Raw genomic sequence first — 15,985 nt, 5'->3', positions numbered from 1 at the left:
GCCTCGCGTCATGATACACCGGCGAGATCCCGGCCTTCGCCGGGATGACGAGCGTTAGGAATTGAGCCGTCGCAGAAATTCCGCATGCGGCGGCAGCTCGGCGAGCTGTTCGGCGACGCGGCCGCGCAGCGTCGCGAGGCGCGAAGCCAGTTCCTCGCCGGAGAGGCCGTCGGCGATCGGGTGCCAGCTTTGCGGCCGCACCCCCTGCCCCGTCAGCACCGCGTACCAGTTCGTCGGACCGAACAGATCGCCGGGTTCGAAGAGAATGTTGCCGGTGGCGCGAAACGCCTCGATCCGCTCGGCGAGGCTGTCGGGCATGCCCGCCGCGGCGACATCGCGCCAGAAGGGCGTGTCGTCGCGGTTCGCGAGCGCATAATGCGCGATCACGAAATCGCGTATCACCTCATATTCGTGGAGCGCGTCGCGGTTGAAGCGGCGGACGACATTCGGATCGACCGCGTCGCGCGGCAGCAGCGACAGCAGGCGGATGATGGTCGTCTGGATGAGGTGGATCGAGGTCGATTCCAAGGGTTCGATGAAGCCGCCCGCGAGCCCGATCGCGACGCAGTTGCGGTTCCAGATCGCCTTGCGATGCCCCGCGGCGAAACGCAGCCGGTTGGCGTCGGCGAGCGGCGCGCCGGGGAGGCGCGAGCGCAGCAGCGCCTCGGCCTCGTCATGGCCGAGATGCGCGCTCGAATAGACATAGCCGTTGCCGGTGCGGTGCTGGAGCGGGATGCGCCATTGCCACCCCGCCTCGCGCGCGGTCGAGCTCGTAAAGGGCGACGGGTCGCCGGTGCTTTCGCACGGCATGGCGACCGCGCTGTCGCATGGCAGCCAGTGGCTCCATTCGGTGTAGCCGGTGTGGAGCGCGCCTTCGATGAGGAGGCCGCGAAAGCCCGAACAGTCGATGAAGAAGTCGCCGTCGATGACGCGGCCATCGTCGAGCGCGAGCGCGGTGATGAAGCCATCTTCGGGATCGAGGCGGACGTCGGCGACCTTGCCCTCGATCCGCGTGACGCCCTTGTCCTCGGCATAGCTTCGCAGCAATCGCGCGTAGGCGGCGGCGTCGAACTGGACGGCATGATGCACCGGGCCGTGGCGGGTTGCGGGCGCAAAGCGGCCCTCGCGCGCGGCCATCGTCTCGAGATTATAGGGGCCGTGATCGCTATCGCCGCCCGCCGCGAGGTGCCTGAGCCAATAATGATGGAAATGGATGCCCGACATTTCGATGCCGAGATAACCGAAGGGATGAAAATAGCGGCGATCCGCCCCGCCCCAGCCCTCGAACGCGATGCCGAGCTTGATCGTGCCGTGCGTCGCGCGGAGGAAATCGGCCGGATCGAGCCGGAGGTAGCGGTTGAATTCGTGGATCGGCGGCACCGTCGCCTCGCCGACGCCGATGGTGCCGATCGCCTCCGATTCGACGAGGGTGATGTCGTGCGAGTGGCCGGCCAGCGCGCGGCCGAGCGCCGCCGCGGTCATCCAGCCCGCGGTGCCGCCGCCGACGATGACGATGCGCCGCACGGCGCGCGCCCGCGCGCTCATTCGCGCATCCGCCGTAGTGCGTCGGCGTGGCTTTCCATCGCATGGACGTCGCTCGCGACGGCGCGGAGCTGGCGCTGAAATTCGGCCATCAGCGCCTGATCTTCGGTCAAGAGTGCCTGCGGATCGAAGCTGCGCGGGGTCACGCCGTGCCCCGCCATGACGAGCGCCCAGCTGTCCTCGACATGCGCCTCGTGATTATAATGCGCGAACATGCCGCGCGCGGCGAACAGGTCGATCTTGGCCGCGAGTTCGACCGAGACCGGCGCGGCGCGCGCGGCGTCCCAATAGGGTTCGCCGATGCGCGCGTTGAGGCGGAAATGCTGCGCGGTGAAGTCGGCGACGCGCGCGCGGGTGCCCGCAAGTTCCTCGTTATAGATAGCGGCCTCGGGCATCTCGGCGCGGTCGATCGGCCAGAGCAGCACGAGCTGCGCGATGCCAAGCTGGAGCAGGAGCAGTTCGGCGCCGTCGAGCGGCGGGGCATCGCCTGCCCCCGGGCCGACCGCGACGACATTGCCGATCCACGGGCGCGGTCGCGCGGCCGCCCCGAGCGCGGCGGGCGGCGCGGCGTCGGCGGGGCGCCCCAGCGCCGCCGCGAGGGCGGCGGGAGCGCCGGCGTCGGACAATGATGCGCTGTCATAGGCGAACTCGATCGCGGTGCGGTTCGCGAGCGGGATCAACGTCAGCCACCCGGCCGGGTGCGCGGCGACGCGGCTGTAGAGCGGCAGCGGATCGAAGGCGGGCGCCGAAGCGCGGATGATGCGGTCGCAGAAGCCGGGGCGCGCTTCCGCGCCGCCGTCGAGCGCGGCGACCAGCGCGCCGTCGGTGTCGATGAACAGGTCGGCGCCGAGTTGCTCGCCGTCCGCGAGGTCGATGCGGTCGAGGCGCGATCCGCCCTTGTGCGGAACGGCGCCCGCGCCGGGCACGATGCGGATATCGGCCTGCTCGCACGCGGCGCGCAGCAGTTTCGCATAGCCGGCGGCGTCGAGGTGCCAGCCCGCCTTGACCGCCTGCCGCGTCGCCGTCTCACGCGGCGCGCCGGTGCGGCCCTGCTTGGCGGCGGCGGCGGCGAGGCAGAAATCCTCGAGCGCGACGCGCAGCCCCGCGGCGCGCGCGCGCGTCCAGTGCTGGACGAAGGGGAGCGAGGCGAAGGCGCTGCCCGCGTCGCCATAGGCGTGAAGGAAAGCATCGTCGCCGCCCGACCAGCCGGCGAATTGCTGGCCCATGTTGACCGTCGCGGCGGCGTGGCGGGCCAGCGCGGCTTCGTCGATGCCGAGCAGGCGGTGGAAGGTCGCGAGGTCGGGCGGCGCGACGAGCGCGGCGTGCGGCGCGGGCGCTTCGCCGGTGTCGACCCAGACGATGTCGGTGCCGAGCCGCGCATAGGCGCGGCTGACCGCGAGCGCCGCCATCGCCGCCGCAACCCCGCCGCCAAAGACGACCACCCGCTGCACCGAATGCGTCACGGCGCGGGCGCCGGGCAATAGCGCGCGATGAAATCGGCATGCGAGGGCACGGCCGCCGCGGCGTCGGCGATCATCGCGGCGAGGTTCGCGAGCCGCTCCTCGACGGTCGCGGCGGGCAGCGCGTCGGCGAGGCGGTCGGCGGCGAGCGGCTCGATCCCCTGCCCGACGAACACCGCCTGCCAGCTCGGCGGGCCGAAGAGGCCGTCGCGATAGGCCTGGACATGGCCGCGATGGCGAAAGCGGTCGATCTTGTCGGCGAGCGTATCGGGCACGGCCATCGTCGTCACGCGCTCCCAGAGCGGCGCGTCGGGCTCGTTCGCGACGTAATGGAGGATCAGGAAATCGCGGATGCGGTCATATTCGACGTCCATCACGCGGTTGAGTTCGCACGGAAGCGCCGGGTCGATCCCGGGCCCCGACGGCAGCAGCGTCAGCATGTGCATGATCGCCATCTGGACGAGATAGATGCTCGTCGATTCGAGCGGCTCGAGAAACCCGCTCGCGAGCCCCATGGCGATGCAATTATGCGCCCAGGCCTTTTCGCGCTTGCACGCCTTGAAGCGCAGCACGCGCGGTTCGGCCATCGCCTCGCCGTCGAGATTGGCGAGCAGGGTCGCCGCCGCCTCGTCGTCCGAAATGTCGGCGCTCGAATAGACATAGCCGTTGCCGGTGCGGTGCTGGAGCGGGATGCGCCACTGCCAGCCCGCGGTGCGCCGCGTCGAACGCGTATAGGGATGAAAGTCCGCCGAGCGCGCCGACGGCACCGCCGCCGCGCTGTCGCACGGCAGCCAGTACGACCAGTCCTCGATCCCCACCCCCAGCGTCTGCGCCATCAGCAGCCCGCGAAAGCCCGAACAGTCGACGAACAGGTCGCCGGCGATGCGCGCGCCCGACGCCAGCTTGACCGCGGCGATGTCGCCGGTCCCGCCATCCTGCTCGACCTCGACGATGCGGCCTTCGACGCGCTCGATCCCGCGCGCCTCGGCCCATTGCCGAAGGTATCGGGCATAAAGAAAGGCGTCGAATTGATAGGCGTAGGCGAAGGCGTTCCGCACATCATTCGCATCGCCATTGGGCAGCATGAAGCGGTTTTGCAGCGCGGTGACGATCGGGAAGCAATAGTCGGAGAGCGGGGCGGCGGTCCCGGCGCGGCGGGCGCGGATCCAGTAGCTGAAGAAATCGGCCTCGCCGATCGGACGGCCGAAGGTGCCGAAGGGGTGGACGTAGCGGTCGCCCGCGCGGCCCCAATTGACGAATTCGATCCCGAGTTTGAAGCTGGCTTGCGTCGCCTTCATGAACTCGGCTTCGTCGAGCCCGAGGAAGTCGTTGAAATCCTTCATCTGCGGCAGTGTCGCCTCGCCGACGCCGACGGTACCGATCTCCTCGGATTCGACGAGGCGGACGCGAAAGCGCGCGGGGTCGAGCTTGACGGCGCAGGCGGCGGCGCACATCCAGCCCGCGGTCCCGCCGCCGACGATCACGATTTCGAATTTATCCCCCATCGCGGGTCCAGCTTAACGCGGAAGAAAGTGGGCGCCAGCCCGAATGAACCGGCGCCCCTTCCCCCTTTTAGAAAGTGAGCCGCACGCCGAGCTGGTAGCGCCGGTCGTTCTTGAACCAGGCGTTCGGCTTGAGCGTTCCGTCGCCGTCGACCTGCTGCATCAGCACGGTGTCGGTGCCGAGCAGGTTGGTGCCCTCCAGCACGAACTCGATATTCGCCGTCGCGCGCAGGCGAAGCGACGCGTCGAGATAGCCCGTGCTCTTTTGCCAGATCGGGAAGCCGACGCAGCAGTCGATCGCGGTCACCAGATATTTAGAACGCCAGTTGTAGGCGACGCGCGCCGACACCGGGCCTTTCTCATACATGCCGACGAGGTTGTAGCTGTGCTTCGAAATGCCTTCTAGCGCATCGGGCTTTACCGTGCTGTCTTCGAAGGTGATGCCGCCGCCGGCGGTCCCGCCCGCGGTCTCGTTGGTCAGATTGACCGTCTCGATCCCGCTGTTCTTCACATAGGTATAGTTGGCCTGGACTCCGAAGCCGTCGAACGGCGCCGGCAGGAAGTCGAAAAAGGTCTGGAAGGCAAATTCCGCGCCGTAGATTTTCGCACCGTCGCCGTTGACCGGCCGGTTGATGCGGACATCCTCGGTCACGCCGTTATTGGTGATCGAGAGGTTGAACTGGCCCGCCTGAATATATTCGTTGAATTTCTTGTAGAAACCCGTGGCGGTGAACGAACTCGACCGGCCGAAATAATATTCGAGCGTCAAGTCGAACTGGTCGGCCGTCATCGGCTTCAGGCCCGGATTGCCCGACTGGCCGGTATATTGCCAGTCGTAAGCGATCGCATTGCCGTCGGCGTCGCGCGTAATATTGGTGTCGGAGAAGTCGTTGAGGTTGGGCGACAGGCGATTGACGGTCAGGAAGTTGCGCAGCAGGCCGAAATCGGGACGCGACATCGCGCGCGAATAGGCGAAGCGCGATACCAGCCTGTCGGTGAGGTCGAACTTCACGTTGAAGCTGGGCAGCGCGTGGAAATGATTGACCTTGGTCGTATCGGCCACGGTCGCGCCATTGTTGAACGCGATCTCGTCCGCGGTCACGACGCAGCCCGCGGTCGCCGTGGGCCGGTCATCGACGACCCCGCGATCGCAAGCCAGCTGGGCGGGTGTGAAGGGCGTCGCGAAAGTGGTCGCCCCCTGCGTGTCGTCGCGCGTCCAGATCAGGCGGACGCCGACATTGCCCGAGATCGGCACGCCGCCGATCGCGAGGCTGTCGCCGCCGAACTTCGCCATCGCATAGGCCGACACCGTGCGTTCGCTGACGCGATGGACCTCGCTCGGGAAATAGCAGCCGAAGGATTTTTCGATCGTTTCGGCACCGCGATAGCCCGCGCCCGAACAGACCGGATAATAGTCGCCGACGCCGATCGACGGACGCCCGAGCGCCGCCGCCAGCTGTTCGCGGTTCGACAGCATGTCCATGTTGAAGAAAGCGAAGCTGTTGTGATTGAGCTGGTTGCCGGCGAAGAAATCGCCGCCGAAGGTGTGCAGTTCGTTGGTACCCGGCGCGTAGACCGGGCTGTCGATGTTGAAATAGGGCGCCTGCGTATAGGTCCAGTTGTTCGAGATATTCGCCCAGTTATAAGCGCCCCAGCGCACCGTCTGATCGCGATCGGCGTAGCGCGCGCCGACCTTGATCGCATCGAGCCAGCCCGAATCGACATCATATTCGACGTCGGCGCGGAAGGCGATTTCCTGTCCGTCGCTGTCCTCGGTGTGGTCGGTGATCGCGTAATAATGATAATTGTTCGGGTTGTTGAGCCCGCCGTCCGACAGGTTGATGTTGTCGGCCTCGCCCGGCAGGATTTCCAGCCGCGGATATTTGCCGGTCAGATCGACATAGGTGTTGGCATAGCTGCGCGCAGTGACCGAAGCATTATAGTTGCTGACGCTCGCGTCGACATATTGGCCGTCCAGCGTGACGCGCAGCCGGTCGGAAACGTCCCAGCGGAAGTTCAGACCGAAATCCTGCGTGATCTGCTTGTTCCGGAGCGCGTTGGCCGCGGTGTCGAGTTGCGGCGCGCGCTGCGGGTTGTCGCAGAACGGAACGCCGTTCCCGTCCACTTCCCATGAATAGCAGCGATTGAAAAACGCCTCGCCATCCTCGTTGACGCCGAGCCCGAGATTGGCGTCGCCTTCGCCGACATAGGGGCGCGGCGCCGACCACCAGCCGCTGAGGAAATTGCCGTCGTCGTCGAAGGCGAAGGGCGCGGTACCCCGCAGCGGATTGACCAGCGTCGGATCGGTGACCTGATAGTCGCTCGGCTGTCCGTAGATGCTGAACGCGCTCGAATAGATCGCATGTTCGCGCCAGCTGTTGTTATATTGCGAGCGCAGATACTGGCCGGTCAGTTCCATGCCGCCGTCGTTCGAGCGCCACTGGAACGCCGCCGAGACGCCATAGCGTTTGCGGTCATATTCATTGTCGCGCATGTAGATGCCGCTGGGGATATATTGCTTCCCCGGCCCGAACACGCCGTCGAAAATCGCCATGCGGTCGAACTGGATGCCCTGGCTCGCGGTCACCGCATGCGAATAGGCGCCGCTGAGCATCAGGCCGATCTCGCCGATCCCGGTCTGCCAGCGGTCGGAGACGATGCCCGAGATTTCGGGCGTCGATTTCTCGGCGATGTCGCCATAGGTGTTCTTGATCGAGATCGAGATCAGGCGGCCGTCCTGATCGAAGGGCACGCGCGTGCGCAGATTGACCGTGCCCGCGATCCCGCCCTCGATCATGTCGGCGGTCTGGTTCTTGTAGGTGTCGATGCCGCCGAGAAGCTCGGGCGAGATGTCCTGCCACGACAGGCCGCGCGAACTGTTCGCGCTGAAGGTGTCGCGGCCGTTGAATTCGGAGCGGACCTGGCTGAGGCCGCGGACGATGACGCCCGAGGGTTCGGCCGAGAAGTGCGAAGTGTCGTCGGTGCCCGCGAAGCGGACGACGGTGATGCCGGGAACGCGCTGCAGCGCCTCGGCGACCGATTTGTCGGGGAAGGAGCCGATATCCTCCGCAGTGATCGAATCGACGACCGTATCGGCGTTGCGCTTGCGATTCTGGGCCGATTCGAGATTGGCGCGGATGCCGGTGACGACGATGTCGTTCGGATTTTCGTCGTCCGCGGATAGCGGCGCGGTGCTTTCCTGCGCCGCGGCGGGAAGGATCATCGCGCTCGCCAGTGCTGCGCCGCAGATCCCCTGGAGCAGACTGTGGCGAATCCGGTATGTCTTGGCAGGCCCCTTGATCATTTTAATTTCCCCCATCCAATGCGGCCCAGATTGCCTTCCCACAATCTCTATAAGACCAATTGCGTCCTTGGACTATTACCAATAGACTACAAATCCGACGCGCTGTCCATTGCAAATTTATGGCAGCGCCAGGATGCCGCCCGAAGGGGCGCTGGCGACCGGGGAGGAAAAGCCATGCGATTGATTTCACTCGACGTGTTGCGGGGGCTCACCGTCGCGGGAATGATATTGGTGAATTCGGCCGCGGCGATGAAATATGGCGCCGAGGCCGAAGTCGCGCCGATGCTGCTGCACGTCAGCTGGGACGGGCTCACCCTCGCCGACCTCGTTTTTCCGGGCTTTCTGACGATGGTGGGCATCGCCATCCCCTTTTCGATGCGCGATGCGAAATTCGATTGGGCGCAGCGCGGGCATATTTTCGGCCGCACCGGCCGCCTGCTGCTGCTGGGTTTCATCCTCAGCAATCTTTACTGGTTCGCCAGCTTCGCCTCGGGCGACTGGCGGCTGTTCGGCGTGCTCCAGCGAATCGGGTTGGTCTATTGCGCGTGCGCGATTCTGTTCCTGCTGTCGGGCCCGCGCGCGCGGCTGATCATCGCCGCGGCGATCCTCGCGCTCTACTGGCCGCTTGCGCTGCTGCCGTCGCTCGACGGGCTGGCGACCGACATATGGGTGCGCGGGCATAATTTCGTCGCCTCGCTCGACCGGCTGCTGCTCGGCAACCATCTCTATGTGAAGGGGCCCGAAGGCTATGATCCCGAGGGGATATTGGGCACCCTCCCCGCAATCGCCCAAGGCCTGATCGGCGTCGCGATCGGCGAGCTGCTGATCGGCCGGAAGGACTCCGCGGCGCGCCAGCTCGCGACGATCGGCGCCGCGATGCTGGTCGCCGGCGGCGTCTGGAGCCTCGCCTTCCCGATCGTGAAAGATATCTGGTCGAGCAGCTTCGTGCTCGTCACCAGCGGCATCACCGTTCTTGCGCTCGCGCTGCTGCATCATTGGCTCGACCGCGCGGACCGCACGCCCGGGATTGCTGCGACCGCGATGCTGGCGTTCGGCGCCAATGCGATCGCGGCCTATACGCTGCATCAGGTGACGGCGGGCGTGGTCACCTGGGACGCGCTGCTCCTGCCCTTTCGCGCGCTGCGCGAAACGCTGGGCGATCCGGTCGCGTCGCTCATCCCCATCTTGCTTTATATGCTGCTGATCTGGGGCGCGATGGAATGGCTGCGCCGCAAGGGCTGGATCATCAAAATCTGATCCGCCCGAACATACCTCTTGATGAGACATATATAACCTATATAATACCAATGATCGGCCGGCGCCGCGCCGTCCGATCCGGAGACGAATGACGATGCCGAACGCCGCAACAGACGGACGAACGACGCTGATGGAGCAGGAAGCCGGCGAGGCCGCAGCGGCCGTCGCCGCGATGCTGACGGCGAATCGCGACGCCTTCGCCGCTATCGGCAAGCGCCTGCGCGCCGCGCCCCCCGCCGCGGTCGTGACCTGCGCGCGCGGGTCGTCGGACCATGCCGCGACCTATGCCAAATATCTGATCGAGACGATGACGGGGACGCCGACCGCGTCGGCGGCGCTGTCGATCGCGTCGCTCTACGACGCGCCCGCGGTCGCGGGCAATCGCCTGTGCCTCGCCATATCGCAGTCGGGAAAAAGCCCCGACCTGCTCGCGGCGGTCGAGCAGCAGCGCGAGGCCGGCGCCTTCGTCGTCGCGCTCGTCAATGCCGGGGGTTCGCCGCTCGCGGGGCTTGCCGATGTGGTGATCCCGCTCTCGGCCGGGCTCGAGCGATCGGTCGCGGCGACCAAATCCTATATCGCCTCGCTCGCCGCCATCGCCGCGCTGGTCGCGGCATGGGCCGAGGATGAGGCGCTCGACGCGGCGCTGACCGCCCTGCCCGGCCAGCTCGAGCAGGCGTTCGCGCTCGACTGGTCGCCCGCGGTCGCGGCATTCCGGGGGGCGACCAATTTGTTCGTGCTCGGCCGCGGTTACGGGCTCGGCGTCGCGCAGGAAGCCGCGCTCAAGTTCAAGGAGACCTCCGCACTCCACGCCGAAAGCTTCAGCGCCGCCGAAGTGCGGCACGGGCCGATGGCGATCGTCGGCGATGCGTTTCACGTCCTGGCGTTCGGCGGCAGCGACCGCGCGGCGGCGAGCGTGCGCGACGCCGCGGCCGAGTTTCGCGGGCGCGGCGCGACGGTGCTGCTCGCCGACGCCGAGGGCGGCGACCTGCCCGCCCTCGTCGCGCATCCGGCCACCCAGCCGATCCTGATGATCCAGAGCTTCTATCGCATGGCGAGCGCGCTGGCGCTCGCGCGCGGGCAGGACCCCGACTCGCCACCGCATCTCAACAAGGTTACCGAGACTTTATGATCGTTCGTTTCCACAACGGCCGGATTGCGCTGCCGGACGGCGCCGTCGATGCGGCGGATCTGGCCGTGACCGACGGCATTGTCACCGCCGTGTCGGCGCCGGGCGATACGCCCGCGGACCGCGAGATCGACCTTGCGGGCGGCTGGCTGCTGCCCGGCTTCGTCGATACGCAGGTCAACGGCGGCGGCGGGGTGCTGTTCAACGATCAGGTCGACGTCGAAGCGATCGCGGCGATCGGCGCCGCGCACGCGCGCTTCGGGACCACCGCCTTCCTGCCGACCTTGATCAGCGACACGCCGGCGCAGATCGCCGCCGCGCTCGCCGCGGTCGATGCCGCGATCGCGCAAGGCGTGCCGGGCGTCGTCGGCATCCATATCGAAGGCCCCTTTATCAACGAGGTGAAGCGTGGCATCCACGAAGCGCATCGCATCCGCCGCCTCGACACCGACATATTGGCGACGCTCACCGCGCCGCATCGCGGGCGGGTAATGCTGACGCTCGCGCCCGAGCTGTGCGACGCGGAGGATATTCGCACGCTCGTCCGGCACGGCGTGATCGTCAGCGCGGGGCATAGCGACGCGACCTATGACGAGGCGCAGCGCGCGATCGCGGCGGGATTGTCGGGCTTCACCCATTTGTTCAACGCGATGTCGCCGCTGCACCATCGCCATCCCGGCGCGGTCGGCGCGGCGTTCGACTCCGACACCTGGTGCGGGCTGATCGTCGATGACGTCCATCTGCATCCCGCCGTCGTGCGGCTGGCGGTGCGCGCGAAGGGCAAGGACCGCATCATGCTGGTTACCGACGCGATGCCGAGCGTCGGCACCGACGCCGCCGAATTCACGCTGCAGGGCAAGCGCATCGCGGTGAAGGACGGCGTCTGCATCTTCGAGGACGGCACGCTCGCGGGAACGCATCTCGACATGGCGTCGGCGCTGCGCAAGACGGTCGAGGTCACCCGCCTGCCGGTGCCCGACGTGTCGGCGATGGCGAGCGCGACGCCCGCCGCCTTTCTGTCGCTGCAAGGCCGCATCGGGTCGATCGCGGCGGGGCAGCGCGCCGACTGGGTGGGGCTGGACGCGGATTTGACGCCGTGCGCGACATGGATCGGCGGCGAGAGGCTTTAGCGATCGCCGCCGGGCTTTGTGCAAGCGACGTAATGACAGACAAGCCGCAAGGATAAGCGGCGGAAGTTTTGGGGATTATAGCGATGGGCCTGATCATCACCTCTCCGCTCAGAGGGTGGGCGACGACGCTGGACGAGGTTCCCGATCCGGTCTTTGCCCAGCGGATGATGGGCGACGGGGTCGCGATCCAGCCGCTCGGCGATACCGTCGTCGCGCCGTTCGACGGCGAGGTGGTGACGCTGCACGAAGCGGGCCATGCGGTGTCGCTGCGCAGCGCCGAGGGCGCCGAAATACTGATCCATATCGGGCTCGATACGGTGATGCTGAAAGGCGAAGGCTTCACGCCGCTCGTTGCGGCGGGCGACAGGGTAGCGCGCGGCGATCCGCTGATCCGCTTCGACCTCGATGCGGTCGCGCTCGCGGCGACGAGCCTGATCACGCCGGTGATCGTGACCAATGCCGAGGCCTTCGCGATCGGCCGCCGCACGACGGACGCCGCCGTGGGCGCGTGCGAGGCGCTGATGACGCTGGTCCCGGTGCAGGGCGAAGCGCGACGCCGGTCGGATGACGGCACATTGGTCGAGCAGGCGGTGACGCTGTCGCTGCCGCACGGCATCCATGCGCGACCCGCGGCGCGGATCGGCGAGGCGGCGCGCGGCTTCGAGGCCGACGTGCATCTGATGAAGGGCGGCAAGCGCGGCGACGCGCGGAGCACGGTCGCGCTGCTCGCGCTCGGCACGGCGTTCGGCGACGAGGTGGTGGTGCAGGCGCACGGCGACGATGCCGAAGCGGCGCTGGCGGCGGTCGTCGCGTTGCTCGCGACCGATATGGGCGAAGGGGAGCCGGCGGCGGCGCCCCTGCCCGTCGCCGCGACGAGTCCGCTGCGCGCGGGACAGATCGGCGGCGTGATCGCCGCGCCGGGCCTCGCCATGGGGCCCGCCGCGCGGCTGCGGCAGGCCGACATCGCGGTCGCGCGCGAAGGCAAGGGAGCGGCCGAGGAACGCGCGGCGCTGCTGTCGGCGCGAAGCGAGGTTCGCGCGCAGATCGCGGCGCGCGCCGAGGGGGCTGGCGGCAGCGTCGCGTCGGTGATGCAGGCGCATCTCGCGCTGATCGACGATCCCGAATTGATTGCGGCGGCCGAGGGGCGGATCGCGGCAGGCTACAGCGCCGGTTTCGCGTGGCGCGGCGCGATCCACGACCAGATCGACGCGATCCGCGCGACGGGCAATGCCCATCTGATCGAGCGGATCGACGATCTGATCGACATCGAGCGGCAGATGCTCGCGGCGCTGACCGGCACGGCGCTGGGCGGCACGGCGGTTCCGGCGGGCGCAATCGTCGTGGCGGGGGATTTATTGCCGTCGGAGCTGGTCGCATTGGCGGCGGCGCGGCCCGCAGGGCTGTGCCTCGCGCGCGGCGGGCCGACGTCACATGTCGCGATCCTGTGCGCGGGGATGGGGCTGCCCGCGCTCGTCGCGATGGGCGATGCGCTCGACGAGATTGCGGAGGGCACGCCGTTGCTGCTCGATGCCGAGCTGGGGCATGTCACGGCGGCGCCGTCGGCGGCCGAGGCCGAAGCCTTTTCAGCGCGGCTCGCGAAGCGCGACGCGCGGCGCGAAGCGGCGCGGGCGGCGGCGAAGGACGCCTGCCACAGCGCCGACGGCACGCGCGTCGAAATCTTCGCCAATGTCGGCAGCGTCGAGGACGCGCGGGCCGCCGCGGCGCAAGGCGCCGAGGGATCGGGCCTCGTGCGCAGCGAGTTTCTCTTCCTCGATCGCGACACCGCGCCGTCGGAGGATGAACAGCACGCCGCCTATCAGGGGATCGCCGACGCGCTGGCCGGTAAGCCGGTGATCGTCCGCCTGCTCGACATCGGCGGCGACAAGCCCGCCGCCTATATTCCTATAGACGCCGAGGAGAATCCGGCGCTCGGCCAGCGCGGCATCCGGGTGGCGCTGGCGCGGCCCGACCTCCTCGAAACGCAGCTTCGCGCGATCCTGCGCGTCGAACCCGCCGGGCAATGCAAGATCATGATCCCGATGGTCGCGAGCGTCGACGAGCTGCGGCAGGTGCGCGCGGTGGTCGAAAGGCTGCGCGGCGAGATGGGGGTCGCGGCGCCGGTCGAGGTCGGCGTGATGGTCGAGACCCCCGCCGCCGCGATGACCGCCGACCTGCTCGCCGCCGAAGCCGATTTCCTGTCGATCGGCACCAACGACCTGACCCAATATGTGCTCGCGATGGACCGCGGCAATCCGGCGGTCGCCGCGGGGGTCGACGCGATGCACCCCGCGGTGCTGCGGATGATCGGCGAAACGTGCCGCCTTGCCGCGGTTCACGGGCGCTGGGTCGGGGTGTGCGGCGGGCTCGCGTCCGATCCGGCGGCGCTGCCGATTCTGATCGGGCTGGGCGTCACCGAATTGTCGGCGGTGCCGGGGTTCGTCGCCGAGGCGAAACAGATCGTGCGCGGCCTCGCGTTGCCCGAGACGCAAGCGCATGCCGCGCTGGCGCTGCAATGCAAGTCGGCGGCGGAGGTGCGCGCGCTCGCCCGCGCGTTCGAGGAGACACGATGATGCGCAAGATACTCGAAACGCTCCAGCCATTGGGCCGCGCGCTGATGTTGCCGATCGCGGTGCTGCCGATCGCGGGGCTGCTGCTGCGCATCGGCCAGCCCGACCTGCTCGACATCGCCTTCATTTCGGCGGCGGGCGCCGCGATTTTCGAGAATCTGGGCATCCTCTTCGCGATCGGCGTCGCGGTCGGCTTTGCGCGCGACGGCAATGGCGCGGCGGCGCTCGCGGGGGTGGTCTGCTATCTTACGACGACGACGGGCGCGCAGACCTTCATGACCCCGCCCCCCGACATCGGCGCGGGGCTTCCCGAAGCCGCGGCGGCCTTGACGGCGAAGCAATGGGCGGTCGGGCTGATCGACCGGCTCGAGGTCCCGGTCGGCATATTGTCGGGGTTGATCGGCGGGCATTTCTACAATCGTTTCGCGACGATCGCGCTGCCCGAATATCTCGCTTTCTTCGGCGGCCGGCGGTTCGTGCCGATCGCCAGCGGGGTCGCGGGGCTGCTGCTCGCGGCACTCGTCGGCTACAGCTATGCGCATATCAGCGGCGCGATCGACACCGCGAGCCGCGCCGTCGTCGCCTCGGGCGAGATCGGACTATTCGTCTATGGCGCGCTCAACCGGCTGCTGATCGTCACCGGATTGCACCATATCATCAACAATGCCGCCTGGTTCGTCGTCGGCGACTTCGAAGGCGCGACGGGCGACCTTCGCCGCTTCTTCGCGGGTGATCCGAGCGCGGGCGCGTTCATGTCGGGCTTTTTCCCGGTGATGATGTTCGGCCTGCCCGCCGCCTGCCTCGCCATGTATCACGAGGCGCGGCCCGAGCGGAAAAAGGCGGTCGGCGGCATGCTCTTCAGCCTCGCCTTCACCAGCTTCCTGACCGGGGTGACCGAGCCGATCGAGTTCAGCTTCATGTTCGTCGCGCCTTTGCTCTATGCGATCCACGCCGTCCTGACCGGCGCGTCGATGGCGCTGATGAATGCGCTCGACGTCAAGCTCGGCTTCGGCTTTTCGGCGGGGCTGTTCGACTATGTGCTCAATTTCAGCCTCGCGACGCGGCCCTGGCTGCTGCTGCCGATCGGCGCCGCCTATGCCCTGCTCTATTACGGCCTGTTCCGCTTCTTCATCCGCCGGTTCGACCTGACGACACCGGGGCGCGAGCGCGGCGAGGTCGCCGAGGCGTCGACCGTTTCGACGGGCGGCGCGCGCGGCGAAGCCTTTGTCGCGGCGCTCGGCGGCGCGGGCAATCTCGTCAGCGTCGATGCCTGCACGACGCGCCTGCGCCTGATCGTCGCCGACCAGAGCGCGGTCGACGACGCCGCGCTGACGGCGCTCGGTGCGCGCGGCATCATCCGTCCGTCGGAGAATGCGGCGCAGGTCGTGCTCGGGCCGGTCGCCGATCTCGTGGCCGAGGAAATCCGCGGCGCGCTGGCGGGCGGCGGCGGGACGGCTATCGCCGCCCCTGCCCCCGTAGCGGACGGGAGCCGAGCGGAAACGACGCTGCCCGACGACTTGACCGGTGCGCTTGGCGGCGCCGCGAATGTGCGGTCGGTCCGCGCGCTCCACGGCCGCTACCGGGTCGAACTCGCCGACGCGGCGCAGGTCGACGAAGGCGCGCTGGCGCGGCTGACGCGCGGTCTCGTCCGGCCGGCGCCCGATGTGTGCCATATCCTGATCTGAACAGGGCGGCGGTCTTCCCGCCGTTTGCCCTTGGCGCCCGCCGTGGTTCTTCGCGAACGCGGCGGGCGCCACACTCAAGCGGGCGACGACAGCTTCATCAGGATGAGGCCGCTGACGATCAGCAGCGCGGCGACGATACGCATCGCGTTCGCCTGTTCGCCGAGAATGAAGATTCCGACGAGGAACGCGCCGACCGCGCCGATGCCGGTCCAGATCGTGTAAGCAGTGCCGAGCGGCAGCGATTTCATCGACAGCGCGAGCAAAGCAAAACTCACGATCATCGCCACGATGGTGATGGCGGTCGCGCCCGGGCGCGTGAAGCCTTCGGATTGCTTCATCGCAAACGCCCACACGACTTCGAAAATTCCGGCGATCGTCAAATATATCCAGGCCATGGCAGCCCTCCTTCAAG

General features: G+C 67.9%; 10 protein-coding genes. 5 read left to right on the top strand and 5 right to left on the bottom strand.

What is annotated here, in order from left to right:
- Positions 1-54 precede the first annotated feature (54 nt).
- From QZL87_RS04600 to QZL87_RS04585, 4 genes are all read right to left on the bottom strand, one after another.
- A complete protein-coding gene (locus tag QZL87_RS04600; protein ID WP_295324345.1) occupies positions 55-1,545 on the bottom strand; it encodes a tryptophan halogenase family protein in 1,491 nt (496 codons plus the stop codon).
- Positions 1,542-3,005 carry a tryptophan 7-halogenase gene (locus QZL87_RS04595; RefSeq protein WP_295324343.1) on the bottom strand — a complete coding sequence of 488 codons (1,464 nt, stop codon included), beginning with the start codon at positions 3,003-3,005 and terminating at the stop codon, positions 1,542-1,544. The genes QZL87_RS04600 and QZL87_RS04595 overlap by 4 nt, the downstream gene beginning before the upstream one ends.
- Positions 3,002-4,507, bottom strand: coding sequence for a tryptophan halogenase family protein (locus tag QZL87_RS04590; RefSeq protein WP_295324341.1), 1,506 nt, complete (start codon positions 4,505-4,507; stop codon positions 3,002-3,004). Before QZL87_RS04590 ends, QZL87_RS04595 begins: the two co-directional genes overlap by 4 nt.
- A 67-nt stretch (positions 4,508-4,574) precedes the next feature.
- Positions 4,575-7,808, bottom strand: coding sequence for a TonB-dependent receptor (locus tag QZL87_RS04585; RefSeq protein ID WP_295324339.1), 3,234 nt, complete (start codon positions 7,806-7,808; stop codon positions 4,575-4,577).
- 174 nt (positions 7,809-7,982) lie between these two features.
- On the opposite strand from QZL87_RS04585, the gene QZL87_RS04580 reads away from it, so the two are divergent.
- The 5 genes from QZL87_RS04580 (at position 7,983) to nagE (ending at position 15,573) form a co-directional block, all read left to right on the top strand.
- On the top strand, positions 7,983-9,065 hold the full coding sequence (locus QZL87_RS04580) for a heparan-alpha-glucosaminide N-acetyltransferase domain-containing protein (protein ID WP_295324335.1): 1,083 nt from the start codon (positions 7,983-7,985) through the stop codon (positions 9,063-9,065).
- A gap of 88 nt (positions 9,066-9,153) precedes the next feature.
- Complete coding sequence (locus QZL87_RS04575) at positions 9,154-10,194, top strand: SIS domain-containing protein (protein WP_295324330.1); 1,041 nt, start codon at positions 9,154-9,156, stop codon at positions 10,192-10,194.
- Positions 10,191-11,321, top strand: coding sequence for an N-acetylglucosamine-6-phosphate deacetylase (gene nagA, locus QZL87_RS04570; RefSeq protein ID WP_295324326.1), 1,131 nt, complete (start codon positions 10,191-10,193; stop codon positions 11,319-11,321). The genes QZL87_RS04575 and nagA overlap by 4 nt, the downstream gene beginning before the upstream one ends.
- An 83-nt stretch (positions 11,322-11,404) precedes the next feature.
- On the top strand, positions 11,405-13,891 hold the full coding sequence (gene ptsP / locus QZL87_RS04565) for a phosphoenolpyruvate--protein phosphotransferase (RefSeq protein WP_295324322.1): 2,487 nt from the start codon (positions 11,405-11,407) through the stop codon (positions 13,889-13,891).
- Positions 13,891-15,573 carry an N-acetylglucosamine-specific PTS transporter subunit IIBC gene (gene nagE / locus QZL87_RS04560; protein WP_295326753.1) on the top strand — a complete coding sequence of 561 codons (1,683 nt, stop codon included), beginning with the start codon at positions 13,891-13,893 and terminating at the stop codon, positions 15,571-15,573. The genes ptsP and nagE overlap by 1 nt, the downstream gene beginning before the upstream one ends.
- A 74-nt stretch (positions 15,574-15,647) precedes the next feature.
- Here the strand turns inward: nagE and QZL87_RS04555 are convergent, their stop codons facing one another.
- Positions 15,648-15,968: a multidrug efflux SMR transporter gene (locus tag QZL87_RS04555; RefSeq protein ID WP_295324318.1), complete on the bottom strand. Its 321-nt coding sequence runs from the start codon at positions 15,966-15,968 to the stop codon at positions 15,648-15,650.
- Positions 15,969-15,985: the final 17 nt, after the last annotated feature.

This window comes from uncultured Sphingopyxis sp., assembly GCF_900078365.1.
Lineage (GTDB): Bacteria > Pseudomonadota > Alphaproteobacteria > Sphingomonadales > Sphingomonadaceae > Sphingopyxis.
The sequence above is the reverse complement of the archived record's forward strand: the minus strand, read 5'-3'. Positions and strand labels throughout refer to the sequence as shown.

Coding starts and splice junctions, on each gene's coding strand:
- QZL87_RS04575 (WP_295324330.1), top strand. CDS start 9,154: ATGACGATGCCGAACGCCGCAACAGACGGACGAACGACGCTGATGGAG.
- nagA (WP_295324326.1), top strand. CDS start 10,191: ATGATCGTTCGTTTCCACAACGGCCGGATTGCGCTGCCGGACGGCGCC.
- QZL87_RS04555 (WP_295324318.1), bottom strand. CDS start 15,968: ATGGCCTGGATATATTTGACGATCGCCGGAATTTTCGAAGTCGTGTGG.
- nagE (WP_295326753.1), top strand. CDS start 13,891: ATGCGCAAGATACTCGAAACGCTCCAGCCATTGGGCCGCGCGCTGATG.
- QZL87_RS04580 (WP_295324335.1), top strand. CDS start 7,983: ATGCGATTGATTTCACTCGACGTGTTGCGGGGGCTCACCGTCGCGGGA.
- ptsP (WP_295324322.1), top strand. CDS start 11,405: ATGGGCCTGATCATCACCTCTCCGCTCAGAGGGTGGGCGACGACGCTG.
- QZL87_RS04590 (WP_295324341.1), bottom strand. CDS start 4,507: ATGGGGGATAAATTCGAAATCGTGATCGTCGGCGGCGGGACCGCGGGC.
- QZL87_RS04600 (WP_295324345.1), bottom strand. CDS start 1,545: ATGAGCGCGCGGGCGCGCGCCGTGCGGCGCATCGTCATCGTCGGCGGC.
- QZL87_RS04585 (WP_295324339.1), bottom strand. CDS start 7,808: ATGATCAAGGGGCCTGCCAAGACATACCGGATTCGCCACAGTCTGCTC.